The sequence below is a fragment of the Dietzia timorensis genome (assembly GCF_001659785.1).
GTDB lineage: Bacteria > Actinomycetota > Actinomycetes > Mycobacteriales > Mycobacteriaceae > Dietzia > Dietzia timorensis.
The window spans coordinates 521085-545663 of the sequence record NZ_CP015961.1 but is presented as its reverse complement, the minus strand read 5'-3'; the positions used below and the strand labels follow the sequence as shown (position 1 = coordinate 545663).

Sequence of the window (24579 nt, the reverse complement as noted above, 5' to 3'; positions counted from 1 at the left end):
TGGGAGCACGCGATAGGGGTGCGCTGCGCTCCGTGAACCTTATGCATGACATCGCTACTTATGTATGCATACTTAATTGTGTGCACCGTTCACAAACAGCTTATAAGCCAAATCCGCGGAACTTCGCCCTCACAAGGATGGAGCGAAAGCGCTCCGCCTCGTGTTCGAGCTCCGTACCGAGAAACCTGAAAACTCTCAGCCTCTACAAACGGTGATACAACTATTGTTACCGCAGTCACACGCCGAAAGTAAATAGGGCTCAATATTTCGAACTGATAAAGCGTCCAGAAGCGAGGGTCCGAGCCACAAACCGACAGATCCGAGGGGCGCCGGGAAAACCCGGTGAACACGCGACACCGCGGGGGTTGGCTCTCAGATTCATTCGATAGGATTCGGCCTGTGTCGAATTTCGCCAAGCTGCTAAGACTGCTGCTGGCCTGCATCGCCGCCGGTATCGTCTTCGCCGGCTCGATGTTCCCAGTGGTAGGCGCCGTGGGCTTGTCCTCTAATAAGATGGCCAGCTCTCTCGCATCCACCTCCGCGGACCTCATCAAGGGCGATATGCCCCAGATCACCACGGTCACCGATTCGGAGGACCAGCCGATCGCATGGATCTACGACCAGCAACGGATCGTGGTTCCCTCCGACGAGATCTCGGAGAACATCAAGCTCGCGATCATCTCCATGGAGGACCGCCGATTCCTTGACCACCAGGGCGTGGACTGGCAGGGCACGGCTCGCGCGATGGTCACCAACTTCACGGCCGGTGGCGTGCAACAGGGCGCGTCGTCGATCGACCAGCAGCTGATCAAGAACTACCAGTTCCTCGTCTCGGCGCAGTCCGAGAGCGAGCGCCGCGAGGCCATCGAGGTCACCCCCGCACGTAAGCTGCGCGAGATCCGCATGGCGCTCGCGCTCGACAAGGAACTGTCCAAGGACGAGATCCTGTCGAAGTACCTCAATCTGATCTCGTTCGGCAACGGGGCTTTCGGCGTGCAGGTCGCGGCGAAGACCTACTTCGGTACCGACGCGAGCGAGCTCACAGTGCCCCAGTCCGCGATGCTCGCCGGCATGGTGCAGTCGACGTCGATGTACAACCCGTACACGAACCCCGAGGCCACGACGGATCGTCGAAACACGATTATCGACGCAATGGCCAGCACCGGTTCGATCACCTCGCAGGAGGCCGAGCAGTACAAGCAGGAACCACTCGGCGTTCTCGACCAGCCGCAGGCGGTCCCGAACGGCTGTATCACCGCGGATTCGCGCGGCTTCTTCTGCGACTACGTACTCCAGTATCTGCAGGCCAACGGCATCAGCCGCGAGACGATGAGCCGCGGCGGCTACACGATCAAGACGACCCTCGACAACACGGTCCAGGACTCGGTCCAGAACTCGCTCGACACTTTCGGCCAGCCCCAGGGAGACGGCGTCGCCGAGGTCATGAGCGTCGTCGAGCCGGGCGATGACGCCCACAAGGTCAAGGCCATCGCTTCCTCGCGCGCCTACGGCCTCGACCAGACCAACGAGGAAACCGTCCAGCCGCAGCCCTTCTCCATGGTGGGTGACGGCGCCGGTTCCGTTTTCAAGATCTTCACCGTCGCGGCGGGCATGGAAAAGGGCATGGGTACGAATACCTCGGTGTCCGTCCCGTCTCGCGTTCAGCTCGAAGGATTCGGCGCGGGCGGCGCCGCCGGGTGCCCCGCGGGCATGTATTGCGTCGAGAACGCCGGCTCATACGCGAGCTCGCTGTCCCTGACCGACGCGCTCGCGCAGTCACCGAACACCGCGTTCGTCAACATGATCTCGCAGGTCGGCGTCAAACCGACGGTGGAGATGGCCGTGCGACTCGGCCTGCGCTCGTACGCGGAGAACGGTACCGCCCCCGACGGACAGTCTCTCCAGGACTTCGTCACCGACAACAATCTCGGCTCGTTCACCCTCGGCCCGGACGCGGTCAACGCGCTCGAGTTGTCGAATGTCGGCGCGACGCTCGCCTCCGGGGGCACGTGGTGCCCACCGAGCCCGATCGATTCGATCACCGACGCGAACGGCCGCCCGGTGTCGATGAACGAGGAGCCGTGCGAGCAGGTCGTCACCGAGGGCCTGGCCAATTCGCTCGCCGCCGCGATGGGCAAGGATGATCAGCCAGGCGGCACCTCGGCGAACGCCGCGGCCGCGGCCGGGTGGAATTTGCCGATGGCCGGCAAAACAGGTACTACCGAGTCCCACCGATCCTCGGCGTTCCTCGGAATCACCAACCGCTTCGCCGCCGCCACGTACGCCTTCAACGACGGCCCGGAAACGTCCTCGCTGTGTAAGTCCCCCCTCCGTCAGTGTGGATGGGGCGACCTCTACGGCGGTGACGAGCCGGCGCGCACGTGGTACACGGCGTTCATGCCGATCGTCGGGCACTTCGACGAGATCGAACCCTTCTCCCCGGATCCCGCCTATCAGTCCGGCACCACCGCCGCCCAGGGCGCGCCCAATGTCGTCGGCATGAGCCAGTCCGCGGCGACTTCGGCGCTCGAGGCGGCCGGATATACGGTGGAGACCCGATTCACCTCCGGCGGATCCGTGCCCTACGGCCAGGTCCTTTCGGTCGAGGAAAATCTCGATATCCCCGGCTCCACGATGACGATCACGGTGTCCGACGGCTCCGGCAGCGGAGGCTCCGGCGGGTCCGGCGCCTCCGGGGGCGGCTCGGCTCCCGGAGGGGGCGGCGGTGGCGGCGCCACCGTCGGCCCGGACGGCGAAGAGGTTCGCGACGTGCCGGGCTACGCCCCGCTCACCATCTCTCCCAACGGCTAGCCCGCCCCGACCGCGCGGCCGGGCCCCCACGAAGTTTCTCGTTGGATAATTGTGGTGGCCCGGCGAGTATCGTGGACCTATGGCCCGATCACGTCGTCCCGCTGAACCAACCACCGCCCAGGCGCTCGTCCAGGCAGGGATCGCCGCTGCCGCCACGGGCCTCGTGTACGGAACGATGTACGAGCGCAATAATTATCGGGTGCGCCAGGTCGAGCTTCCGATCCTTCCACCCGGCACTTCCCCGCTACGCATTCTGCACATCTCCGATCTGCACATGCTCCCCGGGCAGCGAGTGAAGACGGCGTTCCTGCACAGCCTCACGCGCCTTCGCCCCGATTTCGTCGTCGACACCGGCGACAACCTCTCGAGCGATCGTGCGGTGCCCGCCGTCATGCGTGCACTCGAACCACTTCTCCGCCTTCCCGGCGCCTTCGTCTTCGGTTCGAACGACTATTACGCACCGATCCCGAAGAATCCGTTGAGCTACGTCGGGCTCGGCAAGAAGCGCACGAGCGAAACCCCGCTCCCCTGGCGCGACCTGCGCGCCGCGCTCACCGAGCACGGGTGGGAAGACGCGACACACCGCAAGTTCCACATGACGGTCAACGGGGTCCGAATTCTCATCGCCGGCGTCGATGACCCCCACATGGAAGCGGACCGCTACTCGACGATCGCCGGGCCCGCCGGGCCGGGATTCGACGTCCGCATCGGCCTCACTCATTCGCCCGAGCCACGGATCCTCGACGCGTTCGATGCCGACGGGTACGACCTGGCACTCGCCGGCCACACCCACGGCGGGCAGGTGTGCCTGCCCACCGGCGCGATCGTCACCAACTGCGGTATCGACCGCTCGCGGGTCAAGGGGATCTCGGCGTGGGGGCGCAATCTGATGCTCAATGTCAGCGCCGGCCTCGGCAATTCGCCGTTCGTCCCCATCCGCACGTTCTGCCAGCCCGAGGCCTCGCTACTCGTACTCACGCCGCAGAAGTCAAAGGGCAAGGAAGCGCCCGTCGCTCCTCTCCCCTCGACCGAGCGCGAGCCCCTGGCAGTCGGATAGCCACGCGTCCACCTCCGACCATAATGACCCAAAAAGCGCCTTTACCTGCCGTTTAGTGGTTCGAGGCGTGTGTGCGCTATGGTTGACGGTGCTGCAAACAGCAACCGGGGTGTGGCGCAGCTTGGTAGCGCGCTTCGTTCGGGACGAAGAGGTCGTGGGTTCGAATCCCGCCACCCCGACTCCGTTGGTTGAGACGGCAGAAGAGCTCTGGTCGACATTTGGTGCCGGCCAGAGCTCCTCGTTATTTCTCGCGTTTAGCGCGAAATCGGGGCTAAGGGACAAAATGTGTGTCTGGCTCGGGCGTGTCGTTAGTGGATCCATCCTTTTTGGATGCCTTGGGAGTTGGACCATTCGATAGCGTTGTCGTAGAGGGCTGGTCGTCCGGTTTCGTGGTCGGCGAGGTTCTCGTTGTGGGTGAGGGCTTGTGCTTTGGCGAGTGCGTTCTTGCCCCACTGTTGGCCTCTGGCGATCTGTAGCGGGTCGTCAGGGGCTTCGGTTTTGAGATAGAGCCACCATTCGCACATCAGGCGTTGGTGTTCGGCGGCTTGTCCGCGGTGGGCGAAGGCGTGGACTTTGATCCCGGCATTGATGCCGCCCTCGAGAGTGTTCGTGGTTGCTGTGATGAGTTCGGGGGCTATCGCGCCCGGTGGCGGGTCGAGATAGCGAAATAACAGTTTGTGTCTGTGCAGGTAGAGCAGGCTGTTATACGCTTTCCGGGTTCGGTCGTGGGTGAAGGTCCACGCGCCGGTCTTACCTGGAGGTGGCGGGGTCTTTTCGTTGAGCCAGTGTTTGTAGATCCGTCCGAAGTCGTTGAGGTGGACGATCCATTCGGTGGCCTGTTCCACGGTCGTGATGCGGGTCAGTTGCAGGGCAAGTTGGTAGATCGCTCGACCGGCGTCGGTTCGTGGCCTGCTGGTGGTGTGGCGGCGGACGTTGCGTTGGGCATGGACCAGGCAGCGTTGCACGATCGTGCGAGGCCATTGCTTGGCGATCGCGGTGGCAGCGCCTTGGCCGCCGTCGATGACGACCATCAGTGGTGGGGCCATATGTTCGAGCAAGGTGCGGTAGGCCTGGATATTTTCACGGCGGGCCCAGTGCCAGGCCACAACGTGTGTGCGGGTCGCGGCCACCAGCAGGCACCCGGCTGCGGTATAGGTTCCGTCGATAAATAGCTGGTCATAGACGCGGAAACGGTCGGCGGGGACCGGGACTTGGACGTACCAGAACGTGTGGAAATAGCGATTGAGGGTGCGCCTGGAAATTCCGTGGTCGGCCGCAACCTGGTCGAGAGAGCCGGTTCCGGTGAGGTAATCGATGAACCAGCGGAAACGAGCATCGAGCCGCCGATCGGGGCGGTGTTTGGTCGAAGAGGATCCACACGATCGGCATCGCCATCTGGTCGTGCCGGCGCCTGTTGTGCCGTTGCGTTTCATCGTGTGACCACATATCGGGCATGCGGGGTGATTTTGGGCCATTACGCCAGCACACGCCCCGGCACTCATAACCGGCTGCAGATGTCACGTAAGGTCGCGAAATAATGATCAGCGGATTATAAATATCGAATCCGCGCAGCTCATCCCTCACAAATCACCGATCTCAGACACACTTTTTGTCCCTTAGCCCCGAAATCGTTTCCCCATATCGCTTGGCCGACCCCGCATCTCGACGAATTCCAGTGTTCTCGATCACTTTCTTCGCACCGATAAAGCACACCGCAAATGACGGCGGAGTCCCGAATTCACCCGCCCACCAGAGGTCAAAATTATTGTGTGCCAACATATTTACTAGGTACCAATTTGGCAACTATGCGTGCTTTCAGCCGATTTATAGTCCATGATTAGCGTTATGGATACCAACTTCGTAATTCTCGCGGACGGATTGCAGTCGCCCAGCCTCGGCTGGATCGCCTGGATCATCATCGGTGGCCTCGCCGGCTGGATCGGCTCCAAGATCATGAAGACCGACGAGCAGATGGGCCTCATCGCCAATATCGTCGTCGGCATCATCGGCGGCTTCCTCGGCGGCTGGATCCTCAGCGGCCTGCTCAATCTCGACGTCGAGGGCGGCGGCTGGATCTTCAGCTTCATCACGTGCCTCATCGGCGCATGTGTGCTGCTGTTCATTCTCAAGCTCATCTTCGGTCGCAACAAGACCAAGTAGCGCAGCGGCTCGGTTCCTGGCCGGCTTCACGACGGGAACGCGGAAGGCACCGCGCTCGCCGGGAGGAATTCCCCTTCCCGGTGGCGCAGTGCCTTCGCGCATTTCGGGCCTCTGCGCACGGCGAAGAACTGGAGTGCGCCTAGATAACTTTTGCCGTCGTCAACCCTGCTCCCTTCGGTAGTGTCGGGTCATGAGCGCTAAAGATTCCTCGGACAAGTCCGCCATAGAACAAGACGCACAGGCAGATCGGACGACCAGTTCGCACCGCACGCACTTCCCGGAGCCGAGCGTCGCGCTCCTCCAGAAGGCACTCGACGGGCAGTGGCCCGAGGCGCGCGAGGAAGTGCGCAACAAGATCACCGAAGATATGCTCCCGGCGCTGGACATCGATCGCACCGCGTACCGCGATAAGGTGCTCCGGGATCTCAACACTCTCGCCGAGGGCGGCTTCGCCAAGGCGGCGTTCAAGGAAGAGGACTCCGGCACCGGCGAGACGGGCAAGGCCCTCACCGCATTCGAGATGCTCGGCATGGTCGACCTGTCCACCATGGTCAAGTCCGGCGTGCAGTGGGGTCTGTGGGGCGGCGCCGTCTCCAATCTCGGCGGCAAGGAAATCCGCCAGAAGTACCTCCCGGGCACGATCGACCTGTCCATCGTCGGCTGCTTCGCGATGACCGAGATCGGTGGAGGCTCCGACGTTCAGAACCTCACCACCGAGGCGACGTTCGACCCGGAGACCCAGGAATTCATCATCAACAGCCCGACCCCGGCGGCGCAGAAGGCGTACATCGGTGGCGCGGGACGTGACGCCCAGTATGCCGCGGTTTTTGCCCAGCTCATCACCAAGGGGCCGGACGATGCCGAGGCCGAATCGAACGGCGTGCACTGCTTCGTCGTGCAGATCCGCGACGACGAGGGTAACGACCTGCCGGGGGTGACGACGGGCGACCACGGCCCCAAGGGCGGTCTTCCCGGCGTCGACAACGGCACGATCATCTTCGATCATGTACGCATTCCGAAGTCGAACCTGCTCAATCGTTTCGGCGATGTCGAAGCCGATGGCACCTACACCTCTCCCATCGAGTCCTCCGGCAAGCGTTTCTTCACCACGCTCGGCGCTCTGATCCGCGGCCGTGTCTCCGTCGGCGCCGCGTCGGGCGCGGCCGCCCGCCTCGCCCTGTCCATCGGCACGCAGTACGCCCTACGCCGCCGCCAGTTCGAGCATCCTTCGACGTCAGACGCGGTATTGCTGCTCGACTACCGGGAGCACCAGCGGCGGCTCATGCCCCGCATCGCACAGGCCTACGCGTATGGAATCGCACAGAACGCGATCATCTCCGAGCTGCACGCGTTCGAGGCGAACCCGGACTCCTATGACGAACTCGAGCGCCGCCAGCTCGAAACGCATGCTGCGGGAATCAAGGCCACGGTCTCCGGTTGGGCCAATGACACCGTCAACGAAATGCGTTTGGCCTGCGGCGGAGCCGGATATATGGCAGAGAACCGGCTGACCGGTATCCGCGCCGACCTCGATGTGTTCTCCACATTCGAGGGCGACAACGTCGTTCTCACCCAGCTCGTCGCGAAGGAGCAGCTCACCGCGTACGCCAACGAGTTCTCGGACATGGATCCCGTCCACCTCGTGGGTACCGTCGTCGGCACCGTCGGCGACATGGTTCAGGAGCGCGTACGCGCGACGACGCTCTGGCAGAAGATCGTCGATTCGGTGACGGACCGGGAGAACACCGACCTACTCGAGCGCGGACACCAGCTGCGCCTGCTCACCGACCGCGAGGAGCACCTCGTGGAAACCGCCGCGCAGCGAATGCGTCGCGCCGATTCCAACGACAAGATCTCCGCGTTCGACACGTTCAACGGCGCCCAGGACCACATCCTCGCGGTTGGCAGGGCGCACATGGATCTATACGTGTTCGACCGTTTCATCGAGGTAATCGACAAAATCCAGGAGGAGGACCCGGCCACCGCCGAGGTGCTCGACGCTCTGCTGGATCTGTACTTCCTCGACATCGTTGACAAGAACAAGGGCTGGTTCCTCGAGCACAACCGCCTCACGACCGAACGGACGAAGGCCGCGACAGCCGCCTACAACCGACTGTGCCGTTCGCTCTCGTACTACGCCGCCGATCTCATTGAGGCTTTCGGCATCCCGGACCTCCTCACCGACGTTCCGATGCTCCGAGAGGCCGGCGTCGATCCCGAGGATGGCGAACAACCGGCGGGTTTCAAGGCATGATCGGGTGGCGCTTAGCCTCCTTGCGCCGACGGTGCGATCCCTCCGCGACTGATCGTCACTCACCAAGGTTCCCTTGGCTAATGCCCAGGAGCAGCGACGCCGATTGTTAAGGTAAATCCATGACGCTTCTTCTGAGCATCGGAGCGTCAGCCCTCGCGACGACTTTGGCGTGGCCTCTCACCCGCCTTCTCGGTCGGGCTGCGGGCTGGCCTCTAGCGCTGCTGTACCTCGCAGGATTTGTGGCGCTCCTCCCCGAGGCATCGACCGTTTTCGGCGGTGGTGCGGGAACGACGGCAACCATTTCCTGGGTCCCGGCCCGGGGCTGGGAGGCGGTGTTTGTCGGTGAGCCGATCGGGGTGTTCTTCGCACTTCTCGCGCTGGGGATCGGTGTCATCGTCCTCATCTACTCCACCGCATACCTCGACAAGAAGATCCCGGCCGAAGCCGGCACCGTTCCGGCCCATTCGGCGCTGCCGCCGGGAACTGAGCTCGCCAAGGCTCCCGGGTATGCCTTTTACCAGCTCATCACCGCCTTCACGCTGGGCATGCTGCTGCTCGTCCTCACCGATTCCCTCGCCGTCCTCTACGTCGGTTGGGAAATCACGTCGCTGGCAAGTTTCGCGCTGATTCTCAGTTCCGGTCGTCCTGCGTTCGCGGCGGCGATGCGGACGTTGGCCGCGACATTCGCCGGTGGTCTCGCGCTTCTCGCCGGGATAGCGATCACGTGGTTCTACACCGGGACCGACCGCATTTCCGACGCGCTACAGAGCTCGGTATGGGGCGACAACGTTCCTGTGGCGACGCTCGTCGCCGTGCTCGTCGCGGTTGCCGCATTCTCCAAATCGGCCCAGTGGCCGTTTCATTACTGGCTCCCCGGAGCCATGGCCGCTGCAACGCCGGTTTCGGCCTATCTACACGCGGCGGCGGTCGTCAAAGCCGGCATCTTCCTCGCCATGCGATTCTCGCCGGCATTTTCGGATCTGGACGTGTGGCAGACGCTGCTTATCTCGGTCGGTCTCGGCACCGCGATCATGGCGGCCCTGTTCGCGCTCCAGAAGTTCGACCTCAAGCAGCTCATGGCGTATTCGACGGTGTCCCAGCTCGGCTGGATCATCGCAGCCATCGGCGTCGGCACGGACGCCGCGCTCGCTGCGGCAGCACTGCACACCCTTGCGCACGCGCTGTTCAAATCGGGGCTGTTTATGCTGGTCGGCGTCGTGGATCACGCCATGCACACCCGAGACATCCGAGATCTTCGTAAAATCGCTCACCGCGTTCGAGCGATGCCCATCGCTTTTACAGCGACGCTCGTCGGTGCCGCGGGCATGGCCGGAATCCCCCCGTTGCTCGGATTCGTGTCCAAGGAGTCGATGCTCGCCGCATTTGCATCTCTGGATGACGGCGCGCTTCGCTGGATCGTCCTGGCCGCCGCAACACTCGGCGCCATCGGCACCTTCGCCTACTGTGCTCGCATCATCTTCGGCGCATTCATCGACACCGATCCCGCAGCACGCGCCACCGACAAGGCCTCACACGCCTCGCATGTATCCCCGGTGATGCTGTGGTCGGCCGCAATCCCCGCCATTGCCGGTCTACCGATGGTGGCATGGATGAGTCCGCTCGATTCCTTCCTCGACGCGTTCTCCTCGGCCGCGATCCCGAGAAGCGATCCACACTCTCATCTCGCGCTCTGGCACGGGGCCAACCTCGAGTTGGGCATTACAATCCTGGTCATCGGGGTCGGCGCCGTCCTCGCATGGTGGCGGCGCCCCATCGAACGTGCACTTACAGGGGACCTGCTTCCGTTCGACGGGGCCGGCATCGCAGAAGCATCGACCCGTGAACTGCGCCGAGCAGGTGCGGCGATCGCGTACCTCACGAACTCCGATTCTCCCGACCGCCACCTCATGCCTTTGCTCGGCTCTGCGTGCGGACTCGGCATCCTCGCTGTTTTCGCATCCGGCGGGCTCGATCAGGCGATCCCCCTGCACCCGGGGTTGAATCGAACGTCGGACGGAATTCTCCTCGGCGCCATCGCCGTCGCCGTGGTGGGACTTTGCACGGTGACGTCGCGGATCGGATCGGTTGTACTGCTGTCTGCGGTCGGCATTTCGATCACGGTACAGATGTTCAGCCTCGGCGCCCCCGATGTCGGCATCACGCAGCTCATGGTCGAAGCGATCACGGTCATCATCTTCATGCTCGTGCTCCGCAAGCTCCCACCCAACTTTCAGCCCCCCTCACCGACCCGGCGAACCGCGGGAATCATCCTCGCCCTCATCGTCGGGGCCGCGGGGACAATCGGCACCCTGCTCCTCACCTCGAGGCGTGAGCGGTCCGAAATCGGCACCTATCTCTTCGAAAATTCCGAGCCGATCACCGGAGGCCACAACGTCGTCAACGTCATCCTCGTCGAGTTTCGTGCGCTGGATACCTTCGGCGAATTGGCGGTGCTCGGCGTCGCGGGTATCGCCATCCTCGCCGTACTCGCCTCGCTACGCAGCGAATACCTCGACCCCGACGTCGACTTCCCCGATATGCCGCCGGAGTTCCAACGACGTAGCTCACCGCACGTGCAGCGTGTCTTTGCCGATGCACGCCGGAACACCGTGCCACTGCGCCTCGCCGCCCGGTTCACGGTTCCGGTCTTGCTCGTGGTGGCGGCGATCCTGTTCTGGCGCGGCCATAACGCCCCGGGTGGCGGCTTCATCGCGGCACTCGTGGCGTCGTCCGCCATCGCACTTGTCTACCTCTCGAAGTCGACTGCCCAGGTGGTCTCCCCGCCCGGTCGCGCTCCTGTGGTTATCGGCGCAGGGATCGGAGTTGCCGGGCTCACCGGCATCGCAGGCTATCTCTGGGGTACGTTCCTCGAACCGGACCACTGGGATATCGCCGGGGTCCACCTGTCGAGCGCGCTCATTTTCGATGTCGGCGTGTCGCTGGCGGTGCTGGGCGTTGTCCTCGTCGCCATCAACGTGTTGGGGACGGATCTGATGAAGCGCGCGTCACAAACCGACAATGAGGAGGTGAAGGCGCAATGATCCTCGCGTTTACCATTGGCATCCTCCTTGCCGGGGCATCCTATTTGATCGTTCAGCGGGACATGATCCGAATCGTCTTCGGAGTCACCCTGCTGAGCCACGCGGTAAACCTCCTTCTCCTCGTCACCGGCGTCGGTGCATGGCGCGGTGAACCCATTGCCGGCCATACGAGCCCCGCCGACGCGGCCGATCCGCTGCCGCAGGCATTCGTACTGACGGCGATCGTCATCTCTATGGCGGTCACCATCTATATGTGTGCTCTCGCAGTGATCGGCCACAATGACGACACCACAACCGTCCCCGAGACGGGAGAGGCGAAATGACAAACATCGGTGCCCTTCTCCCCTTGTTTGCCGGAGTCCCCATCATCGCCAGCGCGGCGGCGGTGCTCATTCCGTTCTCGGCGATTCGTCGCGTACTGGCCTTTGCCGTCCCTGCGGCATCCCTGATCGGTGCTTTCGCGCTTCTCCTTCACCTTCGCGGAGAAGCGGCCGTTGCGATCAACATCGGCAGCTTCGTGCCCGGAGTGTCGATCCCACTCGTCTCGGATACCTTTTCGGCGCTCATGCTCACCCTGTGTGCACTGGTCACGGTGCTCGGTGTGTGGCTGAGCGACGCGACCGGTGATATCAGGCGGAATCGGTACTTTACTGCCTTGACGCTCCTGCTCCTCGGCGGCGTCAACGGTGCCATGCTCACCGGAGACCTTTTCAACCTGTTCGTCTGGGTGGAAGTCATGCTGCTTCCGTCCTATGCGTTGCTCGCCATGACAGGAACGAAACGCCGCATCTCGGCGGGGCGACTCTTCGTTATCGTCAATCTCGTCACCTCCACCCTGCTTCTCGCGGCAGTCGGTTTCGTGTACGGCGTGGCCGGAACAGTCAACCTCTCGGCACTCGCCGGGGCGGCACGTGAGGACGGCCGATTGGCGTTCGCTCTCGGGCTCGTGCTCGTGGCCTTGTGCATCAAGGCCGGCGCGACTCCCGTTCATGGGTGGCTCCCACAGACCTATCCGCACACCAGCCCCGGCGTCATGGCTCTGTTCGCCGGACTGCACACCAAGGTGGCGCTCTACGCGGTCATCCGGGTGTGGACCGTCGCCTTCGACCTCGATCCGAGCTGGGGATGGCTTCTCCTCGCCGTCGCCCTTGCCACCACACTCACCGGTTCGATCGCCTCGAGCTCGGGATCACGGGTACGCAGCGTCATCGCATGGCAGATGGTCGCCGGCGTCGGCGTCATTCTCGCGTCCCTCGCGGTCGGATCGACCCAGAGCGGCATCGAGGGTGCACCGCAGCTGGCAGCGCCGTTGGTTACAGCTTCGCTGACCGCCACCATCGTGTACATGATCCACCACATGATCACCGTTGGTGGACTGATCTCGGCGTTCGGCGTGATGGAGCATCACTACGGAACGGTCCGGGTCAGCGGTCAGAATTCCCTGCACGGCATGTGGTGGCGCGAACGGAGCCTCGCGATCGTCGCAGTCGTGCTCGTCGCCTCGCTCATCGGCCTCCCCTTGACCAGCGGCCTCATCGGCAAATTCGAAGTCGTCCGCGCCGGCGCAGAAGCGGGCGGTTGGACGGGCCTGATCATGCTCGCAGTCGTGTGCCTCGGCTGGTTCTTCGGCCTCATCGCGATGATTCGGCTGTGGCGCCGAGTGATGTGGGATCGAGGAGCTTCGTCCGGCTCGGCTCCCGAACACGAGGACGAGGACGCGGACGACGACGAAGACGAATACACCGACGTCGAGACCGAATCCGCCCCGGCACCGGAGAAGAAGATCGCCGGTATCGCAAAGGGCCCTGCCGTCGTTTTCGCGGGGCTCAGTATCGCGATGTTCTTCGGCTACCAGCCACTTGCGGAAACCGTCGACTCCGCCGTTTCGGGACTTATCGATACGCGCGGATACGTGCAATCGGTTCTGGGCTCGGACGCCGTGGAAGGACATTCTCTGATCCGTCCGCTCGGAGGCGGCGATGGGCCCATCGAACTCTTCGGCGGCGACGCTTCGTTCGATGGTGAAAGGGAGACGAGCAAGTGATAGGCAGAATCGCACGAGTGCCGGCCGTCTCACTGTGGCTGCTGTTACAGATCCTGAAATCGACGCGCGACGTCGCCAGGGCATCGCTCACCCCCGGGCGAGTCGGCCCGCCCGTTATCGTCAGGTACCCGTTGATGGGGACGACCGACCTCCAGGCGACCATGTTGTCGTGGGCGATCACCGTGACTCCGTCGACCCTGGTGATCGGCATCGGAGATCGCGAAATCTACGTCCACTGCGTACTCGGTGGGGACCACGACGAACTGATCGCCGGCTTCAAGGACATGGAACGACGTCTACTTTCCGTGCTGTCCTCAAAGGATTCGCCTGAGCGTTCCCGCAGCCGAGAGGAAGGAAGCGAGCAATGAGCACTCTTCTTGCATGGCTACTCGGCGCCGCGCTGGTAATCATGGCGTTGTCGTTGGTCGGCACCGCGCTTCGCATCGTGTTTGACCGCGACGACGAGACCCGAATCGTCCTCGCGGACATCGTCTACTTCAGTGCGCTGGCGTTGTTCGCCTTGTTCATGATGTGGAGGGAATCGGTCGTTGCCCTCGATGTCATGATGATCGGCTCACTGATCGGAATCCTGTCGACTGTTGCCCTGGCCAGGCTGATTTCCCGAGGACGACGATGAACGAAAACCCGCTTTCCGAAACCATCTGGACAGACCTTGCCGTCGGTGTCCCTGCGATCCTCGGCGCGCTGTGCTTCCTCACCGCCATGGTCGCGGTCAATCGAGTCCGCGACGCCCTCGGCCGAACCAATACGATGTCGGTGGCCACAGGACTCGGCATGGTGTTCTTCATCCTCGCGGCGTTCGCTCACGTGACCGTGGAGCACGGCTTCACATGGGTGAATCTCGGCGAGGTTCTCATCGCGATCTTCGCGACGTTCTTCGTCGTGACCATCGCCTCGATGACTATCGCACGCGCGGTGTTCATGTCGGACACTCCTCTCGACCCGGACACCGACACGCGCGACCTCGACGAGTAGAACCCCTAGAACTTGGCGATCTCCAGCTTGCCCATCTGCATCATCGCCTCGTACGCCCCGGGCCTGCTCATCAGCTCGTCCATATTGTCGGGCACGACCTGCCAGCTGAGCCCGAACGCGTCCTTGCACCAGCCGCACTGCTCGGATTCGGGAACCGTGGACAGCGTGGCCCAGTAACGGTCGATCTCGTCCTGACCGTGCGCAATGATCATCAGCGACATGCCCTCGTTGAACGTGAACGGCTGCTCGACCGCCGAATCCATCGCGGTAAACCACTGCCCGGCGAGTTGGAAATCGGAGAACACAATCGTGCCCGCCTCAGCCGGGCCCGTCTGCTCCGGATACTCGGCGACGTTTCCCCAGCTCGATCCCGGAATCAGCTCGATATAGGAACTCACTGCCTCGCGCGCCTTGTTCTGAGCCGCCCCGCAGAACATGAGCGAGGGCAACACGAACGGGCGAGGCTCGCCGGCGGGATCGGTGAGGATAAGTTGCCAGCTCACCCCGAACTTGTCCATCACCCACGCGTACTTCTTGCTGAACGGGTACTCGTCCTTGGGCATCATCACGAAACCTCCGTCGGCGAGTTTCTCGAACGTCGCGTCCAGGTACTCGCTCGCATCCGGGTACAGCACCGGGTCGAAGTTGAGCATGAAGTTGACCGACGGGTTCGGCTCGAACTCGGGTCCGGCATTGATGATCGTGATCCGCGTGCCCGCGAGCTGCAGGTCCACCGTGACCGGTTTACCGGCCATGTCCTTCTGGAAATCGGGCAGGCCCTCGGTCGGGTATCGGCCCGTCACCTCGGAGGAGAAATCGCGAAACACATCGGCATAGAACTCTGCCTGCTCCTCGGCTCGCTGGTTGGACCAGATGTTGGGGACGATCTTCTGGGAGGTAGTGCTGACGTCGGACATCGGGAGTTCTCCTCGCAGTTCGGTGGCTGCTTCCAAGGTAACCGCGCGGCGTGCATGGCTGCTTGTCCGTTTGTGCGCAAAAAGTACCGGCCCGCACCTCAACAGTTGTCGAGGCGAGGGCCGGTGGCGGGGCTGGGCACCGACGAGGATGCTAGGCCCCGGTGATGAGACCTTCGAGGAACTTGAACTCTTCTTTCACCTCTCGCCAGGTGTAGAAGTACTCCCCATCGGCATTCTCCTCACACTCGGAGACGTCAAGCTTCCATGGAGCCGTGGTCTTGTCATGACGCTGCGCCTTCCCGCAGAAGTACAGGTTCTCCTGGGGCGCCGACTCGTGCTGTTCGGTGAGCAGATCGAACAGCGGACCGGACTGCAGCGAACCTGTCGCCGAGGAAGTTGCGGCCTGTTCGGGGGCGTCGGCGGACTGCGCGGAGGCTGTGCCGACCCCGAGCGATACGGCGAGGAGCCCTGCGGCGGTGGCGGCGAGGGTTTTTCTGAGCATGACGGGCCTTTCGAAGAGTGGGATCGGTACGAGGGGCGCCTAGGCGTCGGCGTAAACGATGAACGGCTCGAGGAATGCGAACTCGGGGGCGATGGACTGCCAGGTAAACGTCCAGTTGCCTTCTTCGTCGGCCTCGCACCCGGTGTAGCCCCAGGTCTTGGCATCAGTGTTCATCTGCTCGAAGTGGGTGGTGATGCAATCCAGCTCGTTCATCGGATCGCTGGTGTTGGTGGTGGTGATCGCGTCGATGACGGGCTTCGACTGCTCGGTGTCGAGGCTGCCGATCGACGGCGGCGTTTCGATGCCGCCCTTCGGACCGTCGCCGAGGATCTGGCCGACGGGATTCGGCGCGGGTTTCGGTGTGGCGGTGTGCTGTGCCGAGGCCGCTGGGGCGCCCACACCGAGGGCGAACAGGGTTGCGGCTGCGATGGAAAGGGCCTTCTTCGACATGACGAGCATCCTTCCGTAGCGCTCTTGAGGGGGTGTGGCTCTGTCCACCCGATACATCGGCGCGGCTCTCCGGAGGCGTTAACAGCTAAGTTTTCGCTCACCTTTACACTCGTAGATTTCTCGCACACGATGGCCTCGGCTGCGCAGCGCATCGCGCCACGCGGCGTTGTTGATGGCTCCATTACGGCCGAGAAAACTCGGCGGCCGCTTGGGAAGTACTTAGGTCCGCCGTCATACCTGGTTTGTTTGTTTGTTTGTCGTCGTCCACGGGGACGAAAAAAGGCGCTGCCCCGCACTCACGTGGAGTACGGGGCAGCGCCTCGGGCAGGTGCGGCCTCCCGCCGAGGGGCGGGCGACCACGGGCGACTGGGCTTAGTTCCAGCCGAGCTTGGCGTCGCCGCGGTTCGGGTTCGACTCGACCCCGTCGCGGACCTTGCGGCCGAGGCCCTCGTCGACCGCGCCCCAGTAGGCGTAGACACGCTCGAGGAGATCGGTCTCGGACGGGTCGACCGCCGAGACATGGCCGACGATGTTGCCGACAAGGCGCTCACGCGCTGCATCGTCCATGACGTCGCGGTAGAGAGTCGTCGCCTGGGCCTGGTCGGAGTCTTCGGCATGCTGGACGTACTCGCCGCGGTAGATGTTGGCACCCTTGGTGTCCCACTCGCCGAAGTCGAAGGCGCGCTCCGGCTGTGCAGCGGGCCCACCGGTCGAGTTCGGGTAGTACTCGGCGACGGCGGGGTGATGGAACTGGTAGTTCATCGCCCCCTCCTTCGCGTACGAGTTAACCGGCGCGAGAGGCTGGTTAACAGGGAGCTGCTGGTAGTTCGCACCGATCCGGTAGCGATGGATGTCCGCATAAGCGAACACGCGGCCGAGCAACATCTTGTCAGGAGAGAAGCCGATACCGGGCACGAGGTTGGACGGCTCGAACGCAGCCTGCTCGATCTGCGAGAAGAAGTTGAGCGGGTTGCGGTTGAGGGTCATCGTGCCGACCTTGTGCAGCGGGTAGTCCTTCTGCGACCAGACCTTGGTGAGGTCGAACGGGTTGAAGCGGTAGCCGTCCGCCTCGTCGACCGGCATGATCTGCACGTACAGCGTCCAGGACGGGAAGTCGCCGTTCTGGATCGACTGGAAGAGGTCCTTGCGGTGCAGGTCCGGGTCGGTACCGGCGAGCTTGTCGGCCTCGTCCTGGGTGAGGAAGTCGATTCCCTGATTCGTCTTGAAGTGGAACTTCACCCAGTTTCGTTCACCCGCGGCGTTGATGAACTGGTAGGTGTGCGAACCGAAACCGTCCATGTGGCGGTAGGTCTTCGGCAAGCCGCGGTCGCCCATCAGCCAGGTGACCTGGTGCGTGGACTCCGGCGACAGCGTCCAGAAATCCCACTGCATCGCGTTGTTACGAAGGCCCGAACCGCCCTTACGCTTCTGCGAACGGATGAAGTCGGGGAACTTGATCGCATCGCGGACGAAGAACACCGGGGTGTTGTTGCCCACGAGGTCGTAGTTGCCGTCCTCGGTGTAGAACTTGAGCGCGAAACCGCGCGGGTCGCGCCACGTGTCCGGCGAGCCCTGCTCACCGGCAACGGTGGAGAAACGCGCGAGCATCGGGGTCTTCTTGCCCTTCTGCAGGAAGTCCGCCTTGGTCCACTTCGAAATGTCTTCTGTGACCTCGAGCTCGCCGAACGCGCCCGAACCCTTCGCGTGGACGAGATGCTCCGGAACGCGCTCACGGTTGAACTGCGCGAGCTTCTCGATGAGGTACACATCGTGGCTCGGGTGCGGGCCCTGCTGTCCGACCTGCGCCGAGTACTCGTCGCTGGGGACGGGAACGCCACTGTTCATGGTCGTCGGCGATCCGGCCGGGATGTCGACGGACCCGCGGTCCGCCGGGTGGATGTTCTCGTTCGTCATTTCAGACCCTCCGTTATGGGCAGGTTGTGGGCTGGTTAGGGAATGAATCGTGCAGGCTACCGGGGTGGCGATTCGGCGGGCTTGGTGGCGGCCGCCCTCTTCGCACATTCGGGGCAGGTGCCCCAGTAGACGACTTCGGCCTCGTCGATGGTGAACCCGTGGTGCTCCGCGGCATCGAGGCACGGAGCCTCTCCGATCGCGCAGGACACGTCCTCCACTCGCCCGCATTCGCGGCACACCACGTGGTGGTGGTTGTCCCCGATTCGGGTTTCGTAGAGCGCCGGGTGCCCGGCAGGTTCGATCCGGCTGATGAGGCCGACTTCCACAAGAGTGCGCAGAGCGTCGTACACGGTCTGTGTCGACACCGTGCCCAGCTGTGCACGAACGTCCGATGCCACATCTTCCGCTGGAATGTGCGCCTTCTTGTCGACAACGTTGAACACCGCGAGGCGAGGCGCGGTGACCCGCAATCCCGACTCGCGCAGCTTCACAGCTACTGGGTTCTCCGTTGTCATGGCTCCCACCATAGCCCGATTTCTGGAATAGTTCCAGTTTTATTCAAGTATAATTTTTGTACTAATTGAGAATAAGCTTAGGATGGACTACAAAAAATTAGTGTGTCCTACGTCACAATGGCGAGATGGGGCCTAAGGCGGCCCGATGCGCAACATCCGTCCCATCGTCGCCTGCCAGTACGCGCCCGGCCCGCCATCGATTGCCGGCGCCACCGTTCCGGTGAGTTCCATCGGCTCGTCCACCGGCGCATCCCCCACCTTGCTGCGGATGACCTCCTCGCCGGTATCGGCATCTACAGCTGTATAGAACACCGGACCAACCTTTTGCGCGAGCCCGCTGGAGACGCCATTGCCCAGGACGCGCTCCGCTTCCTCGGCACCGAGCAGCTCCGCTGAGTGCGCTGGAACCTCGGGCAGATCGCCGTAGGCAAGTCCGTGAATCAGCCGGTCCCCTGTGGTCGCCTTCGGAAGTGTCGCCGTCCGGGAGTGCTGCGTCCACGCCCTGTGGCACTCCGACCCATCTGTGACGACGGAGGTCATTCCTCCCCTGTACGGCGCATGCGCGGGCGCCGCGGGACCATCGACTGCCATCGGCATGTACTCGTACCCGTACGTGTTCGCGATGATGATGGACCACGCTCCGCCCTCGCGGCTCTCCAGGGCGATCGGCGAATTCTCGGACTGTGCGGGCCCGTCGATGAGGCGGCCGTCGGCGGCGACCGTATCCGGATCCAAGGTCGTCGCGAACGCCGGCATCTCGCACCGCACCTCTCCGCTCGCCCGGTCGAGCACGAACAGCGTTGAGCGGTCCGCGGCGTCGAGATAGGCCACGAAGTCGTCGCCACTCGGACCGAAGTACGTCGGGGTCGAGCCCGAACCGTGCGCCAGCATCCCCGGGTGCCGCGCGCCTCCTCGCTCGTAGTCGCGGCGCCAGGAAAGGGTCGGGGCTCCGCCGTCATCCTGCGTTATTTCGTAGAGGGCGTGGGAGGTCATCACCGAGGCTCCGCCGGGACGGACGGTGATCCCGTTGGACACCCTTTCGCCGGTGGGTACTCCTGCCGCCTCGGGAAGGTCGAGAACGCGAAGCGAATCGGGTTCGCCGGGGCGGACAGTACCTACACGCGAGTCGACGGTGACGAACCAGATTCGCCCGTCGGTGCCCGGGGCGAGGCCGGTGATGTGGTCGCCGAGGGCGAGGGCCGGGGCGAGGTCGGCGAGGACGTCGTCGGTCATGCGCCAGCCGCCGGCATCGTCGCGGGTGTGACCAATGGCGTGGAGGACGTGGTCGCCGTCGGCGACGACGACACGGTCGCGGTCGTCCATGTATCCATAGACGCCGCCGAGAAGCGCGCCCTTGGCCAGTTGGATGCGGGCGACGGGCTGCGCGGTGGCCGGGTCGAAGGCGACGACCGTTGGTGGGGTGAACTCGACGGGATCCGTGCCGACGTATGCGGTGCACAGCGCCACCGGGATGCCATCGGCTCCGACGAAAACGGACGAGCAGGTGCCGCCCGGGATCGACGCCGCGACCGACGGGTTCCGTCCGGGGCCGACTCCGGGGATCGTGTCCGTGGAAAAGATGTCGCCATGCACCGCGGCGGTGCCGAGTGGGCCGAGACCTGGGGTGCCGGGAATCGGGCCGGCCCCGGCCTGGGCGCATACCGCCGCGCTAGCCGCGAGCGCCGCCGCGGCCGCGGCCGCCCGCTCGGCGAATCTCGTTCCGATAGTGCGCGTTCCCATCGCCCGCTCCCCTTCTTCCGGCGTGCTTTCGACGTAACACTAGGAAGCCCGCAGGACCGGCATCGCCGATTCGGCGTGAGTGGAACGGTTGCGCCGAACCCTTGACTTCAACCTTTGTCGAGGTTCTAGCTTGAGGTGCATGAGTACACCCATGCAGCCACCGCTGAAGCAGCCCATCGGATTCTGGACCGCCCGCGCAGCCGAGGCGATCGGCCACAGGACCCGCTCCGCCCTGAACGACGTTGGGGTTCCGCAGCCCGAATGGTGGGTGCTCCACCAGCTCTCGCTCGACGAGGCCGGGGTGAGCGAGGAGAAGATCGTCGCCACCGTTGGCCCTAACGAATCCGACGCCGTGATCCACGAGGCGATCGACTCGCTCCTCGACAAGGGGTGGATCCGCAGCGCTTCCGGCACCCTCCGCTGGACCGTCGCCGGGCGCGAGAAATTCCGCGCCGCTGCCGAGGTGCAGCAGCAGTTGGAGGTCGAGCGCCGGCGCGGGATCTCCGACGACGAATTCATCACCGCGATCACGGTCATGCAGCGCACGATCGATAACGTCGGCGGCTACGCCTGGCACTGGTGAGCGCGAGAGCCGCGCCGCCCACTCGCGCCGGAAGCCGGCACTAATAGACGATGCCCCGGCCGAGAAGATCCCGACCGGGGCATCAAACTGCAAAAGGCGAACCCTAGGTGTTCACCAGCAGCTCAGCGATCTGAATCGTGTTGAGCGCGGCACCCTTGCGCAGGTTATCGCCGGACACGACGAGGTTGAGCCCGTGGCGCCCCTCGACCGAGTAGTCCTGGCGGATGCGGCCCACGAGCGACGGGTCCTGGCCCGCGGCCTTGAGCGGGGTGGGCACGTCGTCGTACACGACACCGGGCGCGTTCTCGAGGATCTCGCGCGCCTTATCCGGCGTGATCTCCTCGGAGAACGTCGCATTGATGCTCATCGTGTGTCCGGTGAACACCGGCACGCGCACGCACGTTCCCGCAACGAGCAGGTCCGGGAGACCGAGAATCTTGCGCGACTCGTTGCGCAGCTTCTGCTCCTCGTCGGTCTCCAGCGTGCCGTCGTCGACGATCGAACCGGCGAGCGGAAGTGCGTTGAATGCGATCGGCTCCACGTAGGGCCCGGTGTCCTCGGCCTTGAGCGACGAGCCGTCGGACACGAGCGCGTCCATGCCGTCGATGTTGGCGCGGACCTGGTCCTGCAGCGCGGAGACGCCGGCGAGCCCGGAGCCGGAGACCGCCTGGTACGAGGAGACCACGAGACGAGTCAGCCCGGCCGCGTCGTGCAACGCCTTGAGCACCGGCATCGCGGCCATCGTCGTGCAGTTCGGGTTCGCGATGATGCCCTTCGGCGTCTTCTTCGCATCGTCCGGGTTGACCTCGGACACCACGAGCGGGACGTCGGGGTCCTTGCGCCACGCCGAGGAGTTGTCCACGACGATCGCGCCGGCACCTGCGAATCGTGGAGCCTGCTCCTTGCTCAGCGTGCCGCCGGCGGAGAACAGCGCGATGTCGATGCCGGCGAGCTGCCCGTCGGTCGTCGCGGCGACGTCCTCGACCTCGATCTCCTCACCGCGGAACGGCAGCTTCGTGCCCGCGCTGCGGGAGGAGGCGAAAAAGCGGACGCGGTCTGCCGGAAATTCGCGCTCTTCGAGCAGGGTGCGCATCACGCGCCCCACCTGTCCGGTGGCACCGACTACGGCGAGCGTGGTCATCAGTCGTTCAAACTCCTTTGTATGGGGTAGACGCCCCCACCGTCGTCAACTCACTACAACTATCTATGACGGCGGAGGTTCTTCTGCCTCCCGAGTCTACCGCCCGGTTCCGGCGTGGACGACGGCCTCTTCGTCGCCACCCAGCTCGAAGGCGGTGTGCAGAGCGCGCACGGCGTCCTCGAGTTCGCTTTCGCGGCACAGCACGGAGATCCGAATCTCCGAGGTGGAGATGAGTTCGATGTTGATCCCGGCCTCGCTCAGGGCTTCACAGAACTTCGCCGTCACACCCGGGTGGGACTTCATCCCGGCGCCGACGAGGGATACTTTGCCGACCGAGTCGTCGTAGAGCACCTTCTCGATCTCGAGATCTTCCTTGGCCTTGGTGAGCAGCTCGACGGCCTTCGGTCCTGCGGCGAGCGGGCAGGTGAAGGTGATGTCGGTGCGCCCCTCGGACTTGGAGACGTTCTGGAGCACCATGTCGATGTTGATCTCCGCGTCGGCGACAATACGGAAGATCCGTCCGGCAAAACCGGGGCGGTCGGGGATGCCGACGATGGTGATCTTGGCTTCCGAAGCGTCGTGGGCTACTCCGGTGAGTACTGCGTCTTCCACGGGGATGTCCTCCATCGAACCGGCCACAAGGGTGCCGGGGTTGTTGGTGTACGAGGAACGCACGCGCAGCGGCACGTGGTATCGGCGAGCGAATTCGACGCTGCGCAGATTGAGGATTTTCGAGCCGACCGCTGCCATCTCGAGCATTTCCTCGAACGAGATCTTGTCGAGCTTCTGGGCATCGGCGGCGATGCGCGGGTCGGCGGTATAGATGCCGTCGACGTCCGAATAGATTTCACACACGTCGGCTTCCAGCGCGGCGGCCAGCGCGACGGCGGTGGTGTCCGATCCGCCGCGGCCGAGCGTCGTCACGTCCTTGGATTCCTGCGAGACGCCCTGGAAACCGGCGACGATGACGATCGAATCGTCCTCGAGGGCCTCCTGCAGGCGGCCCGGGGTGACGTCGATGATGCGGCTGTCGCCATGCCGACTCGTGGTGATGATGCCGGCCTGCGACCCGGTGAACGAGCGGGCCTCCATGCCGAACGAGGAGATCGCCATCGCGAGCAGGGCGTTGGAGATGCGCTCGCCGGAGGTGAGCAGCATGTCGAGTTCGCGCTGTGGGGGAGCGGGACAGACCTGCTCGGCGAGGTCGAGCAGATCATCGGTGGTGTCGCCCATCGCGGAGGCGACGACCACGACCTTGTTGCCCGCCTTCTTCGTTTCGACGATGCGCTCGGCGACGCGGCGAATTCTCTCGGCAGACTCGACGGATGAGCCGCCGTACTTCTGTACGACCAATGCCATGGGTGTCTCGTGTCCTCCTCGGTGCCGGCCCGACCGGGGCAAGGAAACTTGCCACGCCCACAGGCAGATACACGGATTGATTTCGCATTTTCGCCGCAGCGCCACAGGGAGCGAGGCGCCGCGTGCACGGGACCATCTTACCGAGTTCGAACCCGCTTTCCCCGGGCGACTGGAGCAGCGCCCAACATTAGCGGTGATAATTGTCCCTAATGCCTGCGACTTACTACGCAATCGGACTCGCTCTTGCGGCCGCCTTCACCACCGCGCTCGGCATGGTCTTACGCCATGCCGCTGCCGAGGCACCCAGTCATGGCGAGTCCGGCGCGCAGGCCGCGATTCGTTCGATCTTCAATTGGTACTGGCTCGGCGGGACCCTGTCCTCGCTTCTCGGGTTCGCACTGCAGGCCGCGGCGCTCAACTTCGGTTCGCTTCTCCTCGTGCAGCCGATCACGGTGCTCTCGCTCATGTTCACCCTCCCCCTCGCCTCGCGGTTCTCCGACCGCCCGGCGACGCGCTGGGAGTGGCTGTGGGCGTCGGTCCTCACCACGTGCGTCGCGGCGATCGTCGTGTACGGCCGCCCGATCGAAGGCGCGGAGCACCCGGCCTGGTGGGAATGGCTCGCCGCGGTGCTCGCGGGCCTGGCGGTCATGGGCGTGCTGTCCAAGATCGCGCGGCAGGAATTGCGCCGCTACCGCGCACTGCTCCTCGGTGTCACCAGCGGCATCGCCTTCGCCTACGTCGCGGTGTTCGCAAAGGGCCTCGTCACCCGGCTGTCCGCCGACGGCGTCATCGGGGTGGTCACCAACGGCGAGCTCTACGGTCTCCTCATCGCGGCGACGGTGGCGCTCGTCGTCCAGCAGGCCTCGTTCGCCTCGGGCAACATCAATCAGGCCGCGCCGGCGAGCACGGTGACCACCCCCGTGGTCTCGATCGCGCTCGGCCTCTTTCTCCTCGGCGAACGATTCAGCGTCTCCGGCTGGGAACTGCTGGTCATCGGCGGCATCATCGTCGTCATGGCCGCGGCGACGGTGTTCCTCGCCCGCGCGGCCGAGGAATAGCGGGCCGGGACACGCGCGCCCCGGTCCCCGGATTGCC

At 64.0% G+C, this 24579-nt stretch carries 21 protein-coding genes and 1 tRNA gene; 13 read left to right on the top strand and 9 right to left on the bottom strand.

The annotated features are described in order from the left end of the window. The first annotated feature begins 399 nt into the window (after positions 1–399). The 3 genes from BJL86_RS02560 to BJL86_RS02550 all read left to right on the top strand — a co-directional run bounded on the left by BJL86_RS02560 (position 400) and on the right by BJL86_RS02550 (position 4047). Positions 400–2811, top strand: a complete 2412-nt coding sequence (locus BJL86_RS02560; protein ID WP_067477842.1) for a penicillin-binding protein — start codon at positions 400–402, stop codon at positions 2809–2811. A gap of 79 nt (positions 2812–2890) precedes the next feature. Further along, on the top strand, positions 2891–3868 hold the full coding sequence (locus tag BJL86_RS02555; protein WP_067477845.1) for a metallophosphoesterase: 978 nt from the start codon (positions 2891–2893) through the stop codon (positions 3866–3868). 105 nt (positions 3869–3973) lie between these two features. Beyond that, a tRNA-Pro gene (locus BJL86_RS02550) sits at positions 3974–4047 on the top strand. A gap of 129 nt (positions 4048–4176) precedes the next feature. Here BJL86_RS02550 and BJL86_RS02545 read toward each other — a convergent pair. Continuing rightward, the gene (locus BJL86_RS02545; RefSeq protein ID WP_067473417.1) at positions 4177–5343 is read right to left on the bottom strand and encodes an IS1249 family transposase; all 1167 of its coding nucleotides are present in this window, start codon (positions 5341–5343) and stop codon (positions 4177–4179) included. Between the two features lie 370 nt (positions 5344–5713). On the opposite strand from BJL86_RS02545, the gene BJL86_RS02540 reads away from it, so the two are divergent. From BJL86_RS02540 to BJL86_RS02505, 8 genes are all read left to right on the top strand, one after another. Continuing rightward, positions 5714–6028 (top strand): GlsB/YeaQ/YmgE family stress response membrane protein, encoded by a 315-nt coding sequence (locus BJL86_RS02540; RefSeq protein ID WP_067475119.1) that lies wholly within the window; start codon positions 5714–5716, stop codon positions 6026–6028. Between the two features lie 190 nt (positions 6029–6218). Then, positions 6219–8282, top strand: coding sequence for an acyl-CoA dehydrogenase family protein (locus BJL86_RS02535; protein WP_082908544.1), 2064 nt, complete (start codon positions 6219–6221; stop codon positions 8280–8282). A gap of 119 nt (positions 8283–8401) precedes the next feature. Beyond that, positions 8402–11323: a DUF4040 family protein gene (locus BJL86_RS02530; protein WP_067475122.1), complete on the top strand. Its 2922-nt coding sequence runs from the start codon at positions 8402–8404 to the stop codon at positions 11321–11323. Next, complete coding sequence (locus tag BJL86_RS02525; RefSeq protein WP_067475124.1) at positions 11320–11646, top strand: sodium:proton antiporter; 327 nt, start codon at positions 11320–11322, stop codon at positions 11644–11646. The genes BJL86_RS02530 and BJL86_RS02525 overlap by 4 nt, the downstream gene beginning before the upstream one ends. Then, complete coding sequence (locus BJL86_RS02520; protein ID WP_067475127.1) at positions 11643–13367, top strand: proton-conducting transporter transmembrane domain-containing protein; 1725 nt, start codon at positions 11643–11645, stop codon at positions 13365–13367. The genes BJL86_RS02525 and BJL86_RS02520 overlap by 4 nt, the downstream gene beginning before the upstream one ends. A 17-nt stretch (positions 13368–13384) precedes the next feature. Continuing rightward, a complete protein-coding gene (locus tag BJL86_RS02515; protein ID WP_067475130.1) occupies positions 13385–13735 on the top strand; it encodes a Na+/H+ antiporter subunit E in 351 nt (116 codons plus the stop codon). Continuing rightward, positions 13732–14004, top strand: a complete 273-nt coding sequence (locus tag BJL86_RS02510; RefSeq protein WP_067475132.1) for a monovalent cation/H+ antiporter complex subunit F — start codon at positions 13732–13734, stop codon at positions 14002–14004. Before BJL86_RS02515 ends, BJL86_RS02510 begins: the two co-directional genes overlap by 4 nt. Continuing rightward, the gene (locus tag BJL86_RS02505) at positions 14001–14363 is read left to right on the top strand and encodes a cation:proton antiporter (protein ID WP_067475135.1); all 363 of its coding nucleotides are present in this window, start codon (positions 14001–14003) and stop codon (positions 14361–14363) included. Before BJL86_RS02510 ends, BJL86_RS02505 begins: the two co-directional genes overlap by 4 nt. Positions 14364–14368: 5 nt before the next feature. Here BJL86_RS02505 and BJL86_RS02500 read toward each other — a convergent pair whose 3' ends face one another. From BJL86_RS02500 to BJL86_RS02475, 6 genes are all read right to left on the bottom strand, one after another. Next, on the bottom strand, positions 14369–15280 hold the full coding sequence (locus BJL86_RS02500) for a VOC family protein (protein ID WP_067475138.1): 912 nt from the start codon (positions 15278–15280) through the stop codon (positions 14369–14371). A gap of 151 nt (positions 15281–15431) precedes the next feature. Further along, complete coding sequence (locus BJL86_RS02495) at positions 15432–15782, bottom strand: hypothetical protein (RefSeq protein WP_067475141.1); 351 nt, start codon at positions 15780–15782, stop codon at positions 15432–15434. Positions 15783–15821: 39 nt separating this feature from the next. After that, the gene (locus BJL86_RS02490; protein WP_156515326.1) at positions 15822–16232 is read right to left on the bottom strand and encodes a hypothetical protein; all 411 of its coding nucleotides are present in this window, start codon (positions 16230–16232) and stop codon (positions 15822–15824) included. A gap of 372 nt (positions 16233–16604) precedes the next feature. Then, positions 16605–18077, bottom strand: coding sequence for a catalase (locus tag BJL86_RS02485; RefSeq protein WP_067475153.1), 1473 nt, complete (start codon positions 18075–18077; stop codon positions 16605–16607). Positions 18078–18202: 125 nt separating this feature from the next. After that, entirely contained in the window at positions 18203–18661 is a 459-nt protein-coding gene (locus tag BJL86_RS02480) for a Fur family transcriptional regulator (RefSeq protein ID WP_067475147.1), read from the bottom strand. A gap of 132 nt (positions 18662–18793) precedes the next feature. Continuing rightward, complete coding sequence (locus BJL86_RS02475; protein WP_075844793.1) at positions 18794–20401, bottom strand: hypothetical protein; 1608 nt, start codon at positions 20399–20401, stop codon at positions 18794–18796. A gap of 139 nt (positions 20402–20540) precedes the next feature. On the opposite strand from BJL86_RS02475, the gene BJL86_RS02470 reads away from it, so the two are divergent. Then, the gene (locus tag BJL86_RS02470) at positions 20541–20984 is read left to right on the top strand and encodes a MarR family winged helix-turn-helix transcriptional regulator (RefSeq protein ID WP_075844792.1); all 444 of its coding nucleotides are present in this window, start codon (positions 20541–20543) and stop codon (positions 20982–20984) included. Between the two features lie 103 nt (positions 20985–21087). On the opposite strand, the gene BJL86_RS02465 is transcribed toward BJL86_RS02470, so the two are convergent. Both BJL86_RS02465 and BJL86_RS02460 read right to left on the bottom strand, forming a co-directional pair. Beyond that, a complete protein-coding gene (locus BJL86_RS02465) occupies positions 21088–22125 on the bottom strand; it encodes an aspartate-semialdehyde dehydrogenase (RefSeq protein WP_067473518.1) in 1038 nt (345 codons plus the stop codon). Positions 22126–22221: 96 nt separating this feature from the next. Further along, a complete protein-coding gene (locus tag BJL86_RS02460) occupies positions 22222–23484 on the bottom strand; it encodes an aspartate kinase (protein ID WP_067473521.1) in 1263 nt (420 codons plus the stop codon). A gap of 209 nt (positions 23485–23693) precedes the next feature. On the opposite strand from BJL86_RS02460, the gene BJL86_RS02455 reads away from it, so the two are divergent. Continuing rightward, the gene (locus BJL86_RS02455; protein ID WP_067473523.1) at positions 23694–24542 is read left to right on the top strand and encodes a DMT family transporter; all 849 of its coding nucleotides are present in this window, start codon (positions 23694–23696) and stop codon (positions 24540–24542) included. The last annotated feature ends 37 nt before the right edge of the window (positions 24543–24579 follow it).

Bases quoted from the DNA above. Each gene is read 5' to 3' on its own strand.
- BJL86_RS02555 (WP_067477845.1), top strand. From the start codon at position 2,891: ATGGCCCGATCACGTCGTCCCGCTGAACCAACCACCGCCCAGGCGCTC.
- BJL86_RS02545 (WP_067473417.1), bottom strand. From the start codon at position 5,343: ATGGCCCAAAATCACCCCGCATGCCCGATATGTGGTCACACGATGAAA.
- BJL86_RS02540 (WP_067475119.1), top strand. From the start codon at position 5,714: ATGGATACCAACTTCGTAATTCTCGCGGACGGATTGCAGTCGCCCAGC.
- BJL86_RS02535 (WP_082908544.1), top strand. From the start codon at position 6,219: ATGAGCGCTAAAGATTCCTCGGACAAGTCCGCCATAGAACAAGACGCA.
- BJL86_RS02530 (WP_067475122.1), top strand. From the start codon at position 8,402: ATGACGCTTCTTCTGAGCATCGGAGCGTCAGCCCTCGCGACGACTTTG.
- BJL86_RS02525 (WP_067475124.1), top strand. From the start codon at position 11,320: ATGATCCTCGCGTTTACCATTGGCATCCTCCTTGCCGGGGCATCCTAT.
- BJL86_RS02520 (WP_067475127.1), top strand. From the start codon at position 11,643: ATGACAAACATCGGTGCCCTTCTCCCCTTGTTTGCCGGAGTCCCCATC.
- BJL86_RS02510 (WP_067475132.1), top strand. From the start codon at position 13,732: ATGAGCACTCTTCTTGCATGGCTACTCGGCGCCGCGCTGGTAATCATG.
- BJL86_RS02505 (WP_067475135.1), top strand. From the start codon at position 14,001: ATGAACGAAAACCCGCTTTCCGAAACCATCTGGACAGACCTTGCCGTC.
- BJL86_RS02500 (WP_067475138.1), bottom strand. From the start codon at position 15,280: ATGTCCGACGTCAGCACTACCTCCCAGAAGATCGTCCCCAACATCTGG.
- BJL86_RS02495 (WP_067475141.1), bottom strand. From the start codon at position 15,782: ATGCTCAGAAAAACCCTCGCCGCCACCGCCGCAGGGCTCCTCGCCGTA.
- BJL86_RS02490 (WP_156515326.1), bottom strand. From the start codon at position 16,232: ATGTCGAAGAAGGCCCTTTCCATCGCAGCCGCAACCCTGTTCGCCCTC.
- BJL86_RS02485 (WP_067475153.1), bottom strand. From the start codon at position 18,077: ATGAACAGTGGCGTTCCCGTCCCCAGCGACGAGTACTCGGCGCAGGTC.
- BJL86_RS02480 (WP_067475147.1), bottom strand. From the start codon at position 18,661: ATGACAACGGAGAACCCAGTAGCTGTGAAGCTGCGCGAGTCGGGATTG.
- BJL86_RS02475 (WP_075844793.1), bottom strand. From the start codon at position 20,401: ATGGGAACGCGCACTATCGGAACGAGATTCGCCGAGCGGGCGGCCGCG.
- BJL86_RS02470 (WP_075844792.1), top strand. From the start codon at position 20,541: ATGAGTACACCCATGCAGCCACCGCTGAAGCAGCCCATCGGATTCTGG.
- BJL86_RS02465 (WP_067473518.1), bottom strand. From the start codon at position 22,125: ATGACCACGCTCGCCGTAGTCGGTGCCACCGGACAGGTGGGGCGCGTG.
- BJL86_RS02460 (WP_067473521.1), bottom strand. From the start codon at position 23,484: ATGGCATTGGTCGTACAGAAGTACGGCGGCTCATCCGTCGAGTCTGCC.
- BJL86_RS02455 (WP_067473523.1), top strand. From the start codon at position 23,694: ATGCCTGCGACTTACTACGCAATCGGACTCGCTCTTGCGGCCGCCTTC.